The organism is Capnocytophaga sp. (assembly GCF_030532915.1).
Taxonomy (GTDB): domain Bacteria; phylum Bacteroidota; class Bacteroidia; order Flavobacteriales; family Flavobacteriaceae; genus Capnocytophaga.
This window is the reverse complement of record NZ_JAUNKD010000005.1, coordinates 43,843-60,803: the sequence shown is the minus strand read 5'-3', so window position 1 is coordinate 60,803 and position 16,961 is coordinate 43,843. Positions and strand designations below refer to the sequence as shown.

Here is a 16,961-nt window from a genome sequence, read left to right as displayed (position 1 = left end):
AAAAATATGATGACAGGAGCAGAAATTCTAATAAAATCTCTATTAGCCGAAGGCGTGGATTTGGCTTTCGGATACCCCGGAGGTGCCATAATGCCCGTTTACGACCAGCTTTACAAATACCAAAATCAGTTGAAGCATATCTTGACAAGGCACGAGCAAGGTGCAATACACGCCGCACAGGGCTACGCACGGGTTTCCGGAAAAGTAGGAGTGGTCTTCGCAACCTCAGGACCGGGAGCGACTAACATCATTACCGGAATCGCCGATGCGCAAATCGATTCCACGCCGCTAGTATGCATCACGGGGCAAGTGGCAAAGCACTTATTAGGAACAGATGCCTTCCAAGAGACGGACATCATCGGGATTTCAACCCCTGTAACCAAGTGGAATTACCAAATTACCGACGTTCGCGAAATCCCCGAAGTGGTTGCCAAAGCCTTTTACGTGGCTCGCTCGGGTCGCCCGGGACCGGTATTGATTGACATCGTTAAGAGTGCACAATTCGATACAATGCCCGAATTCCGTTACGAGCCTTGCACCAACGTGCGAAGCTACAAACCTGTGCCTGAAACGGACTTCCGAAGTGTGGAAAATGCTGCTCAGCTTATCAATCAGGCTGAAAAACCCTACGTCATCTTCGGGCAGGGGGTCATTCTCGGAGAAGCTGAAAGCGAACTATTGCAATTTTTGAACAAGACGGGCATTCCGGCGGCGGCAACCGTGCTGGGCTTATCCGCCCTCAATACGTCTCACCCCAATTATGTGGGAATGGTGGGTATGCACGGCAATTACGCTCCCAATATACTTACCAACCAGTGCGATGTTTTGATAGCTATCGGAATGCGATTTGACGATCGGGTTACGGGCGACCTCAATCGCTATGCCAAACAAGCCAAAATTATTCATTTTGACATCGACCCGGCGGAAATCAACAAGAATGTAAAGACCGATGTAGCCGTACTTGGCAATGTGAAAAATACTCTGAAAGCCATACTTCCGTTAGTTCACGAAAAAAAATATCCGCAGTGGCGTGAGCAATTCGCCCTATTGCAAAATAAAGAATATGAAGCCGTTATCAAAGACGAGCTGTTTCCTTCCAAAGGAAATATCACAATGGGCGAGGTTATTGAACTTATCAATGAGGCAACTGACCATCAGGCGGTTATCGTATCGGACGTGGGGCAACATCAGATGATGGCGTGCCGTTATGCCAAATTTAAGCAATCGCGAAGTAAGATAACGTCGGGCGGTTTAGGAACTATGGGCTTTGCACTTCCTGCCGCCATTGGTGCGAAATTGGGTTCGCCTGAGCGTGAAGTAGTTGCCATTATCGGCGATGGCGGATTTCAGATGACCATACAAGAGCTGGGGACTATCTTTCAGAGCAGAATTCCGGTGAAAATAGTGGTACTTAACAATGATTTTCTGGGTATGGTACGTCAGTGGCAGGAATTATTTTTCGACAAACGGTATGCTTCCACGGTGATGACCAATCCGGATTTTATCAAAATTGCCGAAGGCTACCACATCAAGTCCCGCCGTGTGAGTGAGCGTTCCGACTTGAAGGAAGCCGTAAGGCAGTTAATAGCATCCAACGAGGCATTTTTCTTGGAGGTAAAGGTCAAGAAAGAGGGCAATGTGTTCCCTATGGTGCCCACGGGAGCCTCCGTTTCGGAAGTGCGGTTGCAGTAAGTAAAGCAAAAAGTTCTCTCCCTATCCCTCTCCCAAGGAGAGGGGATATTCGGATATAAGAGGTGAGTTGTCAGGCTGAGCGAAGTCGAAGCCTTAAAATCCTCTTCTTGTTTCTTTTCTAAGGAGAGGGGATATTCAGATGTAAGGAAACGGAAGTCAAAAATATCTCTCTAACCCTCTTCAAAGAGAGAATTGGAGGAGCGGAGCAGGTTTTTAATTATTTCCGAAGGGAAGTTTGTAGGGTTCGGATATATCCGAACCGTATTGAAAATAATAGTTTTGGTATTAAAAACATTCCTCTAATCTTTTTCAAAGGGGGAATTGGAGGAACAAAATATGAGTCTGAAATCTCCCTTTGAAGGGAATAGGGAGATGTTCTAAAATTTTAAAAAGTAAAAAACCACAAAAAAGACCTAATAATTATGGAAGATAAAAAGTTATATACGCTAACGATATACTCTGAAAACCAATTGGGAATGCTCAATCGGGTAACGGGTATCTTTTTACGCCGACATATTGATATGGAAAGCATCAATGTGTCCAAATCGGAAATCGATGATGTGTTTAGAATTGTGATTGTAACATACACAACTCCCTATTGGATAGACCATTTAGTGAAGCAAATTGAGAAGCAAGTGGAGATTATCAAAGTATTTTATCACACCGATGAGCAAATCGTGTTCTTGGAAAATTCGCTATTTAAGATGCCGACGGTCTCGCTTTATGGTGAGGAAAATTCTATCAAGAAGTTGATTGAACATCATAATGTTACGATTGTTTCAGTATATGAGGATTTCTGCGTGCTTTCAAAAACAGGAACCCGCGAAAGTATTGAACGCTTGTATGAAGCACTTAAACCTTTTGGGATATTGCAATTTGCAGGCTCGGCACGGATTTCAGTGTCCAAAGAAATTATGGAGGTTTCTAAGTTTTTAGAGCAATAACCCTGCGTAAATACGCAATTTATTGCGTATCTGATGATATTACTATTTTAAAAATATTCAGAAAATAGCCTGTTTTTAGGGTTTTATGTATTGAAAATGGAAATATAGACCTCTTTCTTTTGATGTTTTAATATTGTAAAATATGATTTAGAGGTCTTTCTTAATATTTTTTGATTTTACAAAATAAAATTTGGAGTTCTGTCTTTTGTTTTGATGTTTTTATAAATTGGATTTTAGATGTCTTTATTTTTGCTTTTGTAAAAGGAAAATAATAGTTTAGAGGTATAAATTTGTATTTGGTTATTTTGAAAATAGAAATCTGTTGGTTTTTCTTTGGTTTTTTATAGTGTTTGGATAATAAAACAGATGTCGTAATAAATCTTTGTCAAAGTTTCAAACTTTGACAAAGATACAAATAATAAAACTTGATACTCTATAATATTTATGGGTATGAGTATTTCCTCTTCTTGGGAGAGGGTTAGAGTGAAGAATTGTGAGTGTTTGAAAATCTTTGTCAAAGTTCCAAACTTTGACAAAGATACAAATAATAAAACTTGATACTCTATAATATTTATAGGTATGAGTATTTCCTCTTCTTGGGAGAGGGTTGGAGTGGGGAATTGTGAGTGTTTGAAAATCTTTGTCAAAGTTCCAAACTTAGACAAAGATACAAATAATAAAACTTGTTGCTCTATAATATTTATAGGTATGAGTGTTTCCTCTTCTTGGGAGAGGGTTAGAGTGGGGAATTGTGAGTGTTTGAAAGTCTTTGTCAAAGTTCTAAACTTTGACAAAGATACAAATAATAAAATTTGATACTCTATAATATTTATAGGTATGAGTGTCTCCTGTTCTTGGGAGAGGGATAGGGAGAGGATTGTGAGTGTTTAAAAATCTTTGTCAAAGTTCCGAACTTTGACAAAGATAAAAATATAAGAATTAATTAAAATATAGATATGCAAAATTATTTCAATTCGTTGAATTTTAGACAGCAGTTAGCGCAGTTAGGTGTGTGCGAATTACTAAATAAAGAAGAATTTAATAATGGTGTGGAAGCGCTAAAAGGAAAAAATATAGTCATCGTAGGGGCGGGTGCGCAAGGATTGCATCAGGGTCTGAATATGAGAGACTCAGGGTTGGACGTGTCCTATGCTTTACGGGCGTGTGCTATTGCCGAAAAACGTCCGTCATATACCAATGCCGTGGCGAATAATTTCAAGGTGGGTACATTTGAAGAACTTATCCCTTCAGCGGACTTGGTCTGCAACCTTACGCCCGACAAACAACACACTTCGGTAATTGCAAAAATAATGCCTTTGATGAAGCAAGGGGCTACGCTGTCCTACTCGCACGGATTCAATATCGTGGAAGAGGGTATACAGATACGCAAGGATATTACTGTGATTATGGTTGCCCCGAAGTCACCGGGGTCGGAAGTGCGTGAGGAATACAAACGCGGGTTTGGCGTGCCTACGCTTATAGCCGTGCATCCTGAAAATGACCCCGAAGGAAAGGGATTTGAGCAAGCGAAAGCTTATGCGGCAGCCCTCGGAAGTCATACGGCAGGCGTGTTGCGTTCTTCGTTCGTTGCGGAAGTGAAATCCGATCTGATGGGCGAGCAAACCATACTTTGCGGAGTGTTACAAACGGGGTCGGTCTTGGCATTTGATAAGTTAGTAAAGGAGGGAATAGACCCGTATTACGGCGCTAAACTCATTCAAAAAGGCTGGGAAGTGATTACCGAAGCCCTCAAACAAGGCGGTATAACCAATATGATGAACCGACTTTCAAACCCTGCAAAAATACGAGCTACACAAATTGCCGATGAATTGAAGATTATGATGCGTCCGTTGTTTGAAAAACATCAAGACAATATACTTAGCGGAGCGTTTTCTGCCAAAATGATGCAAGATTGGGCAAATAACGATGCCGAATTATTGCAATGGCGTGCCGCAACTGCCGAAACTCATTTTGAGAAAACCCCGATAACGAAGCAAGAAATCAGCAATCAGACCTATTTCAATCACGGAACCTTGCTCGTGGCATTGGTAAAAGCCGGTGTGGAATTGGCTTTTGAGGTAATGACCGCCTCCGGAATGAAATCGGAATCAGCTTACTATGAGTCTTTACACGAACTTCCGCTCATTGCCAATACCATTGCACGCAAAAAACTTTACGAAATGAACAAAACCATTTCTGATACCGCCGAGTACGGGAACTATTTGTTTGACAATGCGTGTCGTCCGTTGCTTAAAGATTATATTTTTGGATTGGAGGAAACAGTAATCGGTCGTGATTTTTCGGCTTCCGATGAAGTGGATAATCAGGAGCTTATTGCCGTGAATCGGGCGATACAATCCCACGAAATCGAAAAAGTGGGTACGTATTTGCGTGATTATATGACCAATATGAAGCAAATCCGATAGGGGAGGCGTAGAAACGTATTCCTCTCCCTATCCCTCTCCCAAGGAGAGGGAACACTCAGGTGTAAAAGTGGTATTTGTCAGGCTGAGCGAAGTCGAAGCCTAAATTCACTATCCTGTTTCGTTCCTAAGGAAAGGGGACACTCAGATGTAAAAGGGGTGTTTGTCAGGCTGAGCGAAGTCGAAGCCTAAATTCACTATCCTATTTTGTTCCCAAGGAGAGGGGATACTCAGATGTAAAAGGGGTGTTTGTCAGGCTGAGCGAAGTCGAAGCGTAAATTCACTATCCTATTTTGTTCCCAAGGATACAGGACACTCAGATGTAAAAGCAGTGTTTGTCAGGCTGAGCGAAGTCGAGGACTAAATTCATTATCCTGTTTTGTTCCCAAGGAGAGGGGACACTCAGATGTAAAAGAGGTATTTGTAGGGGAATTGTAGGGGTCGGATATATCCGAACCGATGTGTAAAAACCTTTGTCAAAGTTCCAAACTTTGACAAAGGTAGAGTGAGGCATATTGATAATAAATTTGGCTTCTTAAAAATATATTTTTATAAAGTTTTCTTAAAATATTTGGAAATCAGAAAATAAAGGTTTAGTTTTGTAGCAAGAAATTTTAAATCACAGCCTTATGGGACGAATCGTTAAAATTAAACTTATTGGACTTTCAAAGCTCAATAATGCGGAGTACACTCATTTTATGGGTGCGGTGAAAGGGTATGCCGAAACGGCTACCGCTGAAAAGTTAGGTGTTGAACCTACTTTGTTGGATAAGTTTAAGGAGAATATCCTTTTGCTAACGGACACTGCCAAGCAGGCACGGGTGCATAACGAAACGCAAAACTTGTTGCAATTGAGCAAAAATAGGGTTAGCGTATTTCGGTATTTGCTTTCGTTTTTTAAGATGGAGCGTAAAAGCCCTGTGGAAGTCCGCAGAAAGGCAGCTACGGAGCTGTTTAACGCAACGAAAACCTATACGGGTTCGGAAAAGTTGCCGGTGCGTCAGCTTACGCAAACCATTGAAAGCCTTGTGTTAGACCTTGAAAAGCCGGAACATATTAAAAATATACGTCTGCTGGGGCTGTTTGAGAGTCTGCAAGAGTTGAAGACGGTGAACGAATCGTACAAAACACTGGCTGCCAATCGCACGGAAAGTCAGCTTGCCAATCCGTTGGATAATGCCAAAAAGCTACGCAAGGAGGTCGATGAGCAATACGACGAGATTACAACCCGTGGTTTTGTCAGCAGTGTAGCAACTCCGTCGGAAGAAGCAAGCAAGTTTGTGGCATCGGTCAATAAATTGATTGATGACGTAAATATCGCTTACAAGCAACGCAGACGGTAATTAAAGAGAGAAAATTCCGAACTGATGCGTAAAAAACCTTTGTCAAAGTTTCAAACTTTGACAAAGGTTGTGCGTGGAATGCTATTTGAGTGTTTTTATCCTTAAAAATGGAGTAGGGACGGGGTAGCATCGGGATAAAATCGGAAAAAATGATACGTGTTTTATTTGGTAAAAGAAAACAATTCGGATTTTTTTTAATAAATCTGTTGATTGTTATTGTGTATGTTCCGATAGTTATCTATTCGGCAAGTAATTGGTTGCTTCAGTGTTTATTTGCTATTGTTCTGATTGGCTGTTTTTATGTTTTACTAATTATGGTAAAGCGTTTGTTTTCAAAAGAAAATAGCATCATAATTTCCAAGAAAGGCATCGATTTTAGAGATGGTTATCGTACTTTTTCCGCAGATTGGAATCGGATTGTGCAATTGCAAATGCTATATTTCAACAAAAGCGTACGTATTTTTCTATTTGAAGAGGTAGAAGTGGGGTGTCAGTTGCCCTTTTTTACGTATAAAAAGAATAAAAAACAGCTTGTGATGGGTGCTTCTGACTTAAAAATGGATTTTGAAATCTTTATAAATCACTTGTTTTCCTATTTTATGAAATATAAAAATAGGTATGTAAGCCATAAAAATACGGCTAAGAAAAATCATATTTATACGATAACGGACACGAATTTGTATTCATCACTCCCGAAAGCTGAATCATCAAGCTAAAAGGAATTGCTTTTAGGTTGTAATATGCTGTTATTGTGTAGTTTCCTGTAATAATTAAAAGACAAAATTTATCAAAAAGATGTACATACCACAGATTGAAGACGTACAAAAGGCGGTGTTACGCCTAAAAAATATCGTTGTGCATACGCCTTTGTCGCCCAGCATTCGGCTTGGGAGGCAGTTTGAGGCTTCAATATTCCTGAAACGGGAAGATTTGCAGCCGGTTCGCTCGTACAAAATTCGGGGAGCGTACAACAAAATCAGTGCTTTAACCGATGAGCAAAAGCAAAAAGGCATCGTGTGTGCCAGTGCCGGAAATCACGCACAGGGGGTAGCGCTCTCTTGCCGAGAATTAAACATTCAGGGAACTATCTATATGCCTGTAACAACGCCCCAACAGAAAATTGAGCAAGTGCAAATGTTTGGCGAGGATATGATTTCCATAGTATTGGAAGGCGATACTTTTGACGATTCCAACTATGCGGCGATTGCTTTTTCACAGGAAAATGACAAGGTTTTTATACCTCCGTTTGATGATGAAAAGGTGATTGAGGGGCAGGCGACCATTGCTTTGGAGATATTGGAGCAATCGGCGGTCGAGCTTGACTATGTATTTGTTCCGATAGGCGGGGGCGGACTATCGGCAGGGGTTTCGAGCATACTGAAAGTCCTTTCCCCGAAGACCAAAATTATAGGCGTAGAACCCTTAGGGGCGATGTCGATGAAAAAAGCCTTGGAAGTGGGTGAGCCTACCGAGCTTTCTGCGGTCGATACCTTCGTTGATGGGGCTTCGGTAAAGAAAGTCGGACGGCTGAATTTCGACATCTGTAGGCATTATTTAGACGAAGTAATCGGGGTTCACGAGGGGAAAGTTTGTCAAACGATTTTAGAGCTGTACAACCGCGATGCCATCGTAGTAGAACCTGCCGGAGCCTTGACCATCTCGGCGTTGGAGAGTTATAAAAAGGAAATCAAGGGCAAAAACGTGGTGTGTATCGTCAGCGGAAGTAACAATGATATTACCCGTACGGCAGAAATTAAGGAGCGTGCCTTGCTGTATGCGAACTTGAAGCACTATTTTGTGGTTCGCTTTCCGCAGCGGGCGGGGGCTTTAAAGGAGTTTGTAACTGAAGTATTGGGCAAAACGGACGATATAACGCACTTTGAGTATATGAAAAAGAACAATCGCGAGAACGGTTCGGCAGTTGTCGGGATTGAATTAAAGCACGAAACAGACCTGCAACCCCTTATCGACCGAATGAAACTGCGAAACTTCTACGGCGACTACCTCAATGACAAACCCGACTTATTGCAGGTGCTGGTATAAAATATAAAAATAAGGCTATCCAAATCATCGGATAGCCTTATTTTTTGGGGGTTATTGCAATTAGAGACCCAATTCAGTGAACGTTTTGATGAGTTCTTCATCTGATGGTCTTGGTGCATCGGCACTGATAATGTTGCCGTTGGTATCAAGAAGTATGAAGCGGGGAATACCGCTGATGGCATATTTTTTGACGAAATCGGATTGCCAGGCATTGTCGGCTATTAGTTGCGTGCCTACAAGTCCTTCCGAAGTTACGAAATCGTGCCATTTCTGGTGGTGTTTCGGTTCGTCGATTGAAATGCTTACAAATTCAATGTTTTTGGAATGGTATTTTTGCTCCACTTTTTTGAGTTCGGGAATTTCGCGAATGCAAGGTCCGCACCACGTAGCCCAAACATCGATATATACAAATTTGCCTTTTAGGTCATCGAGTGATGTTTTTCCGCCTTTGTGATTTTCAAAACTGAACTTCGGCGAGGGATTTCCCGGTGTGAGTGCTTTTACAGTGTTATACTTTTCGGTGATTTCTTCTTTTAGATATGGGTCGGTTGTGTTTGCCATTATCTCATTATAAAGCTGCTCAACTATTTTATTGGATGGCGAAATGCCGTATGCCAACTCGTAGGGTACTATGCCGTTTTTGATGTTTGCACTTTTGATTTTGGAGAAATTGGCAAGCAGATGTTTGTAAAAGCCTTCTTGGTTGTAGGCATCGCCAAATTCTTTTTTATAAGTATCGAAACTCTTAGTGGTAAAGTAGTCCAACACCAAATTGCGGTAAGATGGCGATAGGTAATAGGCTTCGGCGTTGTCATAATCCGTAGTTTGTGGCTTGGGGAAGTTCTCTGATACGGTAAATTCGTTGTTTTTTGAAAGTATTCGATGATTTTTTTGATAGTTGGAAAGGTATATATCCCTTTGATAATCAATTTCTTTTAGTTCATTTTCTTTGAAGTTATCAACAGTAAATGCTTGAACGTCATTCAATAGGGTAATTTGCTTGGTTTTTAAGTCGTTTACTTTTTGAAGGAATTCTGTTTCATTAAGAGAATATAATTCGCGCTGACTGCCCATAAATTCACTGCTCATTTTGCGTTTCTGCGCGATGTAATTATTTTCGGGGGCTAAATCCCCTGAAAAAGTGATTTCATCGAGCATTTTTGCATCTGCTTTTAAGATTAAATTCTTGCCTTTTTGCAAATAAATAGGTTGTCGGGCAATGTGATACACCCCGTTGTAGGTAAGTATCAGCGTATCGGTAAAGGTACCGTCGGCATTTGGGGTGATTTCTCTCTTAAAGGAATCTCCTTTTATGACAAATTTGCCGTCAGTGGCATTTTCCAACTTTCCTGAAATGATAGAATATTCAGGTTTTTCTTGGTTGCAGGCATAAAACAGGCTACATAAAGCGGTTAATGTGATAATTTTTTTCATCTTTTGAAGTTATTTTGATAAATTATCTGCAAAAATAAAAACAATAAATGGTTTTTGAAAGTTAAAATGCAGAAAAATATTAACCGATGAAATGGGACAAGTAGAAAAATTTTTTTGGTGTAATGACTTGATATTCAGTTTTTGGTTTATTTTGCAGAAAAACATTTGCGTATGTAATAAAAACATCTTATTTTTGCCAGTATGAATCATTTTGTAGTATCAGCAAGGAAGTATCGCCCGCAATCATTTCGTGATGTAGTTGGGCAGCAGGCAATTACCAATACGCTTATGAATGCCATTGAGAATAATCATTTGGCACAGGCGTTGCTTTTTACGGGACCGCGCGGAGTAGGGAAAACTACTTGTGCAAGGATTTTGGCTAAAAAAATTAATGAACAAACCGCTGGTGTTCAAGATGATAATGATTTTGCGTTTAATGTTTTTGAGTTAGATGCGGCATCGAACAACTCGGTTGATGACATTCGTAAACTCATTGAGCAGGTGCGTATTCCGCCGCAGGTTGGGAAATATAAGGTGTATATTATTGATGAGGTGCATATGCTTTCAACGGCGGCTTTCAATGCTTTTTTGAAAACGTTGGAAGAGCCACCCAAACACGCCATTTTTATTTTGGCAACTACCGAAAAACATAAAATTATCCCAACGATTCTTTCTCGTTGTCAGATATTTGATTTTAAAAGAATTACGGTAAATGATGCTCGTGAATACTTGAAGTATATCGCCAAAGAACAGGGCATTGAAGCCGAAGATGAAGCCTTGCAAATCATCGCACAAAAAGCTGACGGAGCAATGCGCGATGCACTTTCTATTTTTGATCGTGTGGTGAGTTTTTCAGGCGATAAGATTACGCGCCAAGCCACTTCCGAGATTTTAAACGTCTTGGATTATGAAACTTATTTTTCGGCAACGGATTTGATTTTGAATAACAAACTCCCTGATTTGCTGAAAAAGTTTAATGATATTATTGCACAAGGTTTTGATGGTCAGCATTTTATTTCTGGATTGGCAAGTCATTTCCGCGATTTGATGGTTTGTAAAAATCAATCGACCATTACTTTGATGGAAGTCGGTGAAGAAACGCAACAGAAATACCTACAACAGACCCAAAGGGCAAGCGTTCCTTTTTTGATGGAAGCTGTTAATATAGCCAATGATTGTGATTTGAAGTACCGAACCAGTAAAAATCAGCGTTTGTTGGTTGAAATTGCTTTGATGCAGCTGGCATCATTGACCTTTGAAGGGGATAAAAAAAAAATGATGGACGCTTCATAATTCCGGCGTATATTTTTAACGGAAAAGAAGAGCCGATTGCAGAAAATACGAGTGGAGCAATTCCGAATACGAATGTACAAATGCCACAATCACAGGGAGTAACAAATGCGGTTTTGAACGTTCCGCTTATGACCAAGCAGGAACGCTCTGAGGTGGTTTCGAGTTTTTCCATTCGCAGTATTCAAGTAAAAACGGAAGCGCAGAAGAATATAAAAGAGGAAGTTATTGACCCCAATTCGCTGCCTCGTGAAGCCTTTTCGCAGGTTGATTTTTTCAAGTACTGGAATGCTTATATTCACGATTTGGAATCCAAAGGCGAACGCATTCAGGCTGCGACACTTAGCGTGAATGCCCCTCAGTTAAACGAAAAAACGATTTATTTGGAAGTGCCGAACCAAACTTCTAAAACCGAAATTTTAAATCAGGAAGACAGGCTTTTGGCACACTTGCGCAAATCGCTCCGCAATTACGATGTTTCGTTGGAAGTTGTTGTTAATGAAGAGATTGTGAAGAAGTTTTTGATAACTCCGGAAGATAAATACGAGCGTTTGCTTGAAATAAATCCGCAATTGAATGATTTTCGTAAAGCTTTTGACCTGACGATTGCCTTTTAAACTATTGTGTTTTTTATATTTTTGTAAGTTTTAATTTAAAAATAATTGTATGTTATATATCTATATTCTCCTCGCAGCACAGATAATCAACGGATTATATTTCTGGAAAGGATACGAAAAGGCGGGGTACAAACCCTGGCAAGCGTTCGTGCCTTTTTATAACAATGTCCTTTTTTTAAGGATTATTGAGCGCCCCTGGTGGTGGGTTTTCCTGATGTATCTGCCTGTTATTGGGAATATTATTCTCATTGTAATGAATTACGAGTGGTTGCACGTGTTCGGCTATCGCAAAAAGCGTTTTACCTTGCTTTCGGTACTGACTTTGGGGCTTTTTACCGCTTACGTAACCTATTTACCCACAACGAAATACATCGGAAAAGAAGAAGAAGCCATCAAAAAGAACGTATCCTCGTGGATAAGTGCCACGCTCTTTGCCGTGGTGGCGGCTTCGGCGATTCATACGTATTTCATTCAGCCGTATATGATTCCGACTTCATCATTGGAAAAGACATTGTTAGTGGGTGATTTTCTGTTTGTTAGCAAGTTTCATTACGGTGTGCGCGTACCGATGACACCGCTTTCGCTTCCGATGGTACACGATTCCATTCCCGTGGTCGGGACAAAATCATATTTGAAGCTGCCGCAATTGCCGTATTTGCGTTTACCCGCTTTGCAAAAGATTGAGCGTAATGATATTACGGTCTTCAACTGGCCTACCGATACGGTGCGTTTCTTCCGTGATGATTCCAAAATTCACGTGGATAAACCCATTGACAAGCGTTCGAATTACGTGAAACGAACCGTTGCCATTGCCGGCGATGTGTTTGAAATCAAAGACGGCGATGTTTTCATCAACGGAAAAAAGGAAATTTATCCGGTTCGGGCAAAACTGCAAACTTCGTATATCGTTGAAATGAAGCCGAATATAGGCAAACTCACACCTCCGTTTATGTATCAGCAATTCGGCGTTACCGATTATTTCAAAGAAGTACAGCCCGATATTTACATATTTTCTTCATTGACGGAAGAAGTGGCTAACACTTTGAAAAACAGCCCTAATGTGCTTTCGGTACAGAAACGCATTGAGGAGGCGGGCAAGTACAATCCTGCCGTGTTTCCGCATTCGGAAAAATTCCCTTGGAACGAAGATAATTACGGTCCTGTAACCATTCCTGCCAAAGGACAAACCGTGTCGCTAAGCCTTGAAAATCTGCCGTTTTATGAGCGACTTATCAAGGTTTATGAAAATAATTCCTTAGAAATCAAAGCCGGCGATATTTTCATCAACGGGCAAAAAGCCAATTCTTATACGTTCAAACAGAATTATTATTGGATGATGGGCGACAACCGCCACAATTCGGAGGACAGCCGTTATTGGGGCTTCGTGCCGGAAGACCATATTTTGGGCAAACCCGTGATGGTGTGGATGAGTTTGGACAGCAATGCTTCGGGCTTGAATAAAATCCGTTGGAACCGACTTTTCACCACGGTAAATGGCGAGGGCGAGCCGGTTTCATATCGTTATTACGCATTGGTAATCATCGTGTTGGTGTGGGGTGGTTACGAATTTTACAGCCGCAGACGCAAAAAGAACAAAGAAGAATCGCTGTAATGGTCTTTTTTGACGGAGGAATAGCCTTGACTATTCCTTTTTTGTAGGGAATAATTCCGTTTTTCGGAAGAATTATCCCCGAATGGGTGCTTTTTTGGCGAAAAGGGTGGGAAAAATCTTCCGAAAGTTTGTTTTCCGTTAGAAAATATCTGTCGGAAGTTTCCGAAAGTTTGTTTTCTGTTGGAAAATACTCGTCGGAAGTTCCCGAAAGTTTGTTTTTTGGTGGAAAATATCTGTCGGAAGTTCCCGAAAATCTCTCGCCGAGCGGAAACACGGTGTCGTCAACAAATTTTTATAAAAGAAAAAATAATTTATTAAATAAATACCTTAATTTTATGAGACGCATATTTAAAATTACTGCACTTGTATTGCTGGCTTTGGTGTCGGCACATTGTCAAAAAGAAAACAATTCGGCAGATGTTGAAAAGCCGAAAGAAGAGTTGATGCAGCCTGAAAATGAAGGCGAAAAACCCAAAGATTTTACCTTGGAAAAGAACGCTGTTGAGCTTCTTGTAGGCGAAAGTGCCGAGGTGAAAATCCTTTCCGGAAACCAGACTTACACCATTGCCCTTTCGGAAGGAAGCAACCAAGTGGCGGAAGTTACTCTTGCCGAAAGCAAACAGGCTTTTGTGGTGAAAGGCATCGGGAAAGGCAAAATAACCGCCTCGCTCACCGACACCCAAAAGGGAAGTACGCTTGCACTTGCCATTACGGTTTTTTTGCCTGAAGTGCCTAAACAAGAGTCGCTTCCGAAGTTTAAAGGCACGCATATGAAAACCGACGAGCAGTTAAAAACACAAATTGCCGAGTATGTGGAACGGTACAACAGTTTGATTGCCGAAATTAACAAATTGCCCGAGTTGCCTGATGATTTGTACCAACTTCAAAAATATGCCTATTCCGAAGGGGTAAAGCATATAGAGGGATTGAAAACATACTATAAAAATAACCCGAACGACCGAACCGTTTTGGAAAAAGCAAACGATGAATTTCACGATTTCGGGGTTATTTACGCCTCGATTGAATTACTGGCTCGCAAGGCGGAACAATTCCGAAAGCAATATCCGAATGAGCCTCGCGTTCAACGGCTTGTTATAGAGACTTTTGACGGGCTATATACCTCCCAAGAAGGAACATTATTGCACGTGAGTTACGACAGAGACATTCGTGGTGGGTATAATCAGTTGGTGGAGCTTGTTAATGAATTGAATGCAAAGTTTTGATGACCAATAAAATGTAAAAGCTTATGCGACCGATATTTGCTTTGCTGATTTTGTTTTTAGGAGTGAGTGTGCAAGCCCAAGAATCGGTGTGGAACCGACTTGCCGTGAGTACTGAATATCGCTATTTGGGGCGTAACGCGGCGGGGTTGGGCTTTGAATACCGCATTCCGCATAAAGATGCAATGACTTGTAATGTCGGGGTAAAGGCTTATTACACTTCCGTGGAAGGGAAACCCAAAGTAGTGCCGCAACTCAACGTGGAGTATGGGCTCTTTTTGGTGGCGGGTGTTTCCGTTACGCCCTATGCGGTGGAGCCTCAGTTGCAGTTCAATGTCTTAAACCTTTTCGCACTGAACATGGGTTATGCCATTCCGATAGATAAAAATCGGTATTTCAGAGGGATAACCTTCGGTGTGCAATTCAATATTGCCGTTGGTAAGGATTCTAAATATTACGACCGTTTGCGTATGATTGGGTTTTAAGGAAAGTTTGCCCATTGAGGCTTCACGCAATTTTTAGCGATTTCAAACGAAAGAAACAGATAATTACATTTAAAAACAAACAAAAATACAAATGTATCAAGCACTTATTCACCCGACATATTTCCCGAGCATTGCTCAGTTTCATTTGATGCTGACGCGACCTTGCGTGCTGGAAGTTTCAGACAATTATCAGAAGCAAACCCTTCGCAACAGAGCCTATATTTACGGAGCTAACGGGAAACAAGCTCTGAACTTGCCCATCAAGCACGTGGGAGGCGAAACGGGGCGGCAACTCTTTAAAGATGTGCGTGTTGAAAACCATTTTCCGTGGCAGCGACTGCATTGGAAGAGCCTCGAAACGGCCTATCGCACCTCGCCTTTCTTTGAGTTTTATGAAGATGAGTTTCGTCCGTTGTTTGAAAAGCAATATACGTTTTTGTTGGATGTAAATCTAGATACAATCGCCCTTGTAATGGCGTGTTTGCAAACCGACGTGAACTTCGAGAAGACCAAAACGTATGAAGCCGAGCCTAAATACGCCCAAGATTTCCGTCAGCTGACATCTGCCAAGAAACCGCTTCCCGTAAAAACGGAAGAATACTACCAAATTTTTGCCGACAAGCACGGATTTTTATCCAATTTAAGCGTAATTGACCTCCTTTTTCACGAAGGAGGCAATACGCTTGACTTTTTAATGAAAAACGTGCAAATAATTACCGAATAACGCGCGCAATAACACGAAATCCACATAAAATTACATAAAATGAAGTTTCCGCAGCCTTATACTTTGCAGCAAATAGCCACTATCATAGGTAGTTCGTTTGTAGGCGATGCCCATTTTCCTGTGTTGGGAATGAATGAAATACACGTCGTGGAAGAGGGAGACATAGTCTTTGTTGATCACCCCAAATACTACGACAAAGCATTGCAATCACGAGCCACTATTGTGCTTATCAACAAGGAAGTAGCCTGTCCCGAAGGGAAAGCGCTCCTTATCTCTGACGACCCGTTCAGGGATTTTAATAAACTGACTGATTTTTTTAAACCTTTTCAGAAATCCACGGCAACTATTGCTCCGTCGGCTCAAATTGGTGAAAACACGACCATTCAGCACGGGGCTTTTATCGGGAATAATGTGAAAATCGGTAACAATTGCCTGATTCACGCCAATGTTAGCATTTACGACGATTGCATCATCGGGAATAACGTTACCATTCACGCAGGAACCGTGCTTGGGGCTGATGCGTTTTATTACAAAAAGCGTCCGGAAGGTTTTGATAAACTCAAATCCGGTGGGAGAGTAGTGATAGAAGATGATGTAGACCTTGGAGCGCTTTGTACCATTGACCGGGGTGTATCGGGCGACACGACAATCAAGCGCGGAACCAAGATAGACAACCAGGTTCACGTGGGGCACGACACAATTATCGGTGAAAAGTGCCTAATTGCCTCTCAAACGGGTATAGCAGGCTGTGTAATTATTGAAAATGAGGTTACCATTTGGGGACAAGTGGGAATGACAAGCGGAATTACCATCGGAGCAAAAGCAATTATCCTTGCTCAAAGCGGAATTTCAAAATCATTGGAAGGAGGACGGACTTATTTCGGTTATCCGGCAGAAGAAGCCCGTAAAAAATACAAAGAAATGGCTTCATTAAAGCGATTGCTGAATGAAAAATAGTTTTTATGATTTGAAATAACACGAAAAATGGTGTTGTTTGTTTAAAAAATGCCTTTTTTAGCGTGTTTTTGTGGTAAAATTTTAGGAAAACACTACATATTTATTTAAAAATTGGATATAATTGTTTGTTATCTAATAAAAAGTATGCGCTATCCGATGGAAAGTATGCGCTATCTG

Annotated in this window: 14 protein-coding genes; 13 read left to right on the top strand and 1 reads right to left on the bottom strand. The window is 41.2% G+C overall.

The features are described 5' to 3' along the window. The first annotated feature begins 9 nt into the window (after positions 1-9). The 6 genes from ilvB (at position 10) to ilvA (ending at position 8,445) form a co-directional block, all read left to right on the top strand. Positions 10-1,692 (top strand): biosynthetic-type acetolactate synthase large subunit, encoded by a 1,683-nt coding sequence (gene ilvB / locus Q4D72_RS02570; RefSeq protein WP_303075893.1) that lies wholly within the window; start codon positions 10-12, stop codon positions 1,690-1,692. Positions 1,693-2,114: 422 nt separating this feature from the next. Next, positions 2,115-2,636 (top strand): acetolactate synthase small subunit, encoded by a 522-nt coding sequence (gene ilvN / locus Q4D72_RS02565; RefSeq protein ID WP_303075853.1) that lies wholly within the window; start codon positions 2,115-2,117, stop codon positions 2,634-2,636. A 956-nt stretch (positions 2,637-3,592) separates the two neighbouring features. Beyond that, positions 3,593-5,062, top strand: a complete 1,470-nt coding sequence (ilvC, locus tag Q4D72_RS02560; RefSeq protein ID WP_303075852.1) for a ketol-acid reductoisomerase — start codon at positions 3,593-3,595, stop codon at positions 5,060-5,062. 626 nt (positions 5,063-5,688) lie between these two features. After that, positions 5,689-6,402 carry a DUF6261 family protein gene (locus Q4D72_RS02555; protein WP_303075851.1) on the top strand — a complete coding sequence of 238 codons (714 nt, stop codon included), beginning with the start codon at positions 5,689-5,691 and terminating at the stop codon, positions 6,400-6,402. A gap of 149 nt (positions 6,403-6,551) precedes the next feature. Further along, complete coding sequence (locus tag Q4D72_RS02550; RefSeq protein ID WP_303075850.1) at positions 6,552-7,118, top strand: hypothetical protein; 567 nt, start codon at positions 6,552-6,554, stop codon at positions 7,116-7,118. A gap of 79 nt (positions 7,119-7,197) precedes the next feature. Beyond that, positions 7,198-8,445, top strand: a complete 1,248-nt coding sequence (ilvA, locus tag Q4D72_RS02545; protein WP_303075849.1) for a threonine ammonia-lyase IlvA — start codon at positions 7,198-7,200, stop codon at positions 8,443-8,445. A gap of 60 nt (positions 8,446-8,505) precedes the next feature. Here ilvA and Q4D72_RS02540 read toward each other — a convergent pair whose 3' ends face one another. Continuing rightward, complete coding sequence (locus Q4D72_RS02540; protein WP_303075848.1) at positions 8,506-9,879, bottom strand: TlpA disulfide reductase family protein; 1,374 nt, start codon at positions 9,877-9,879, stop codon at positions 8,506-8,508. Positions 9,880-10,080: 201 nt separating this feature from the next. On the opposite strand from Q4D72_RS02540, the gene dnaX reads away from it, so the two are divergent. The 7 genes from dnaX (at position 10,081) to Q4D72_RS02505 (ending at position 16,784) form a co-directional block, all read left to right on the top strand. Beyond that, positions 10,081-11,172, top strand: coding sequence for a DNA polymerase III subunit gamma/tau (gene dnaX / locus Q4D72_RS02535; protein ID WP_303075847.1), 1,092 nt, complete (start codon positions 10,081-10,083; stop codon positions 11,170-11,172). Between the two features lie 80 nt (positions 11,173-11,252). Then, positions 11,253-11,786, top strand: coding sequence for a hypothetical protein (locus Q4D72_RS02530; RefSeq protein ID WP_303075846.1), 534 nt, complete (start codon positions 11,253-11,255; stop codon positions 11,784-11,786). Between the two features lie 49 nt (positions 11,787-11,835). Continuing rightward, positions 11,836-13,398 carry a signal peptidase I gene (lepB, locus tag Q4D72_RS02525; protein WP_303075845.1) on the top strand — a complete coding sequence of 521 codons (1,563 nt, stop codon included), beginning with the start codon at positions 11,836-11,838 and terminating at the stop codon, positions 13,396-13,398. 86 nt (positions 13,399-13,484) lie between these two features. Further along, positions 13,485-14,621 (top strand): GAG-binding domain-containing protein, encoded by a 1,137-nt coding sequence (locus Q4D72_RS02520; RefSeq protein WP_303075844.1) that lies wholly within the window; start codon positions 13,485-13,487, stop codon positions 14,619-14,621. 23 nt (positions 14,622-14,644) lie between these two features. Further along, the gene (locus Q4D72_RS02515; RefSeq protein ID WP_303075843.1) at positions 14,645-15,103 is read left to right on the top strand and encodes a hypothetical protein; all 459 of its coding nucleotides are present in this window, start codon (positions 14,645-14,647) and stop codon (positions 15,101-15,103) included. Between the two features lie 91 nt (positions 15,104-15,194). Then, a complete protein-coding gene (locus Q4D72_RS02510) occupies positions 15,195-15,827 on the top strand; it encodes a WbqC family protein (protein WP_303075842.1) in 633 nt (210 codons plus the stop codon). A 39-nt stretch (positions 15,828-15,866) separates the two neighbouring features. Continuing rightward, a complete protein-coding gene (locus tag Q4D72_RS02505) occupies positions 15,867-16,784 on the top strand; it encodes a UDP-3-O-(3-hydroxymyristoyl)glucosamine N-acyltransferase (protein WP_303075841.1) in 918 nt (305 codons plus the stop codon). Positions 16,785-16,961: the final 177 nt, after the last annotated feature.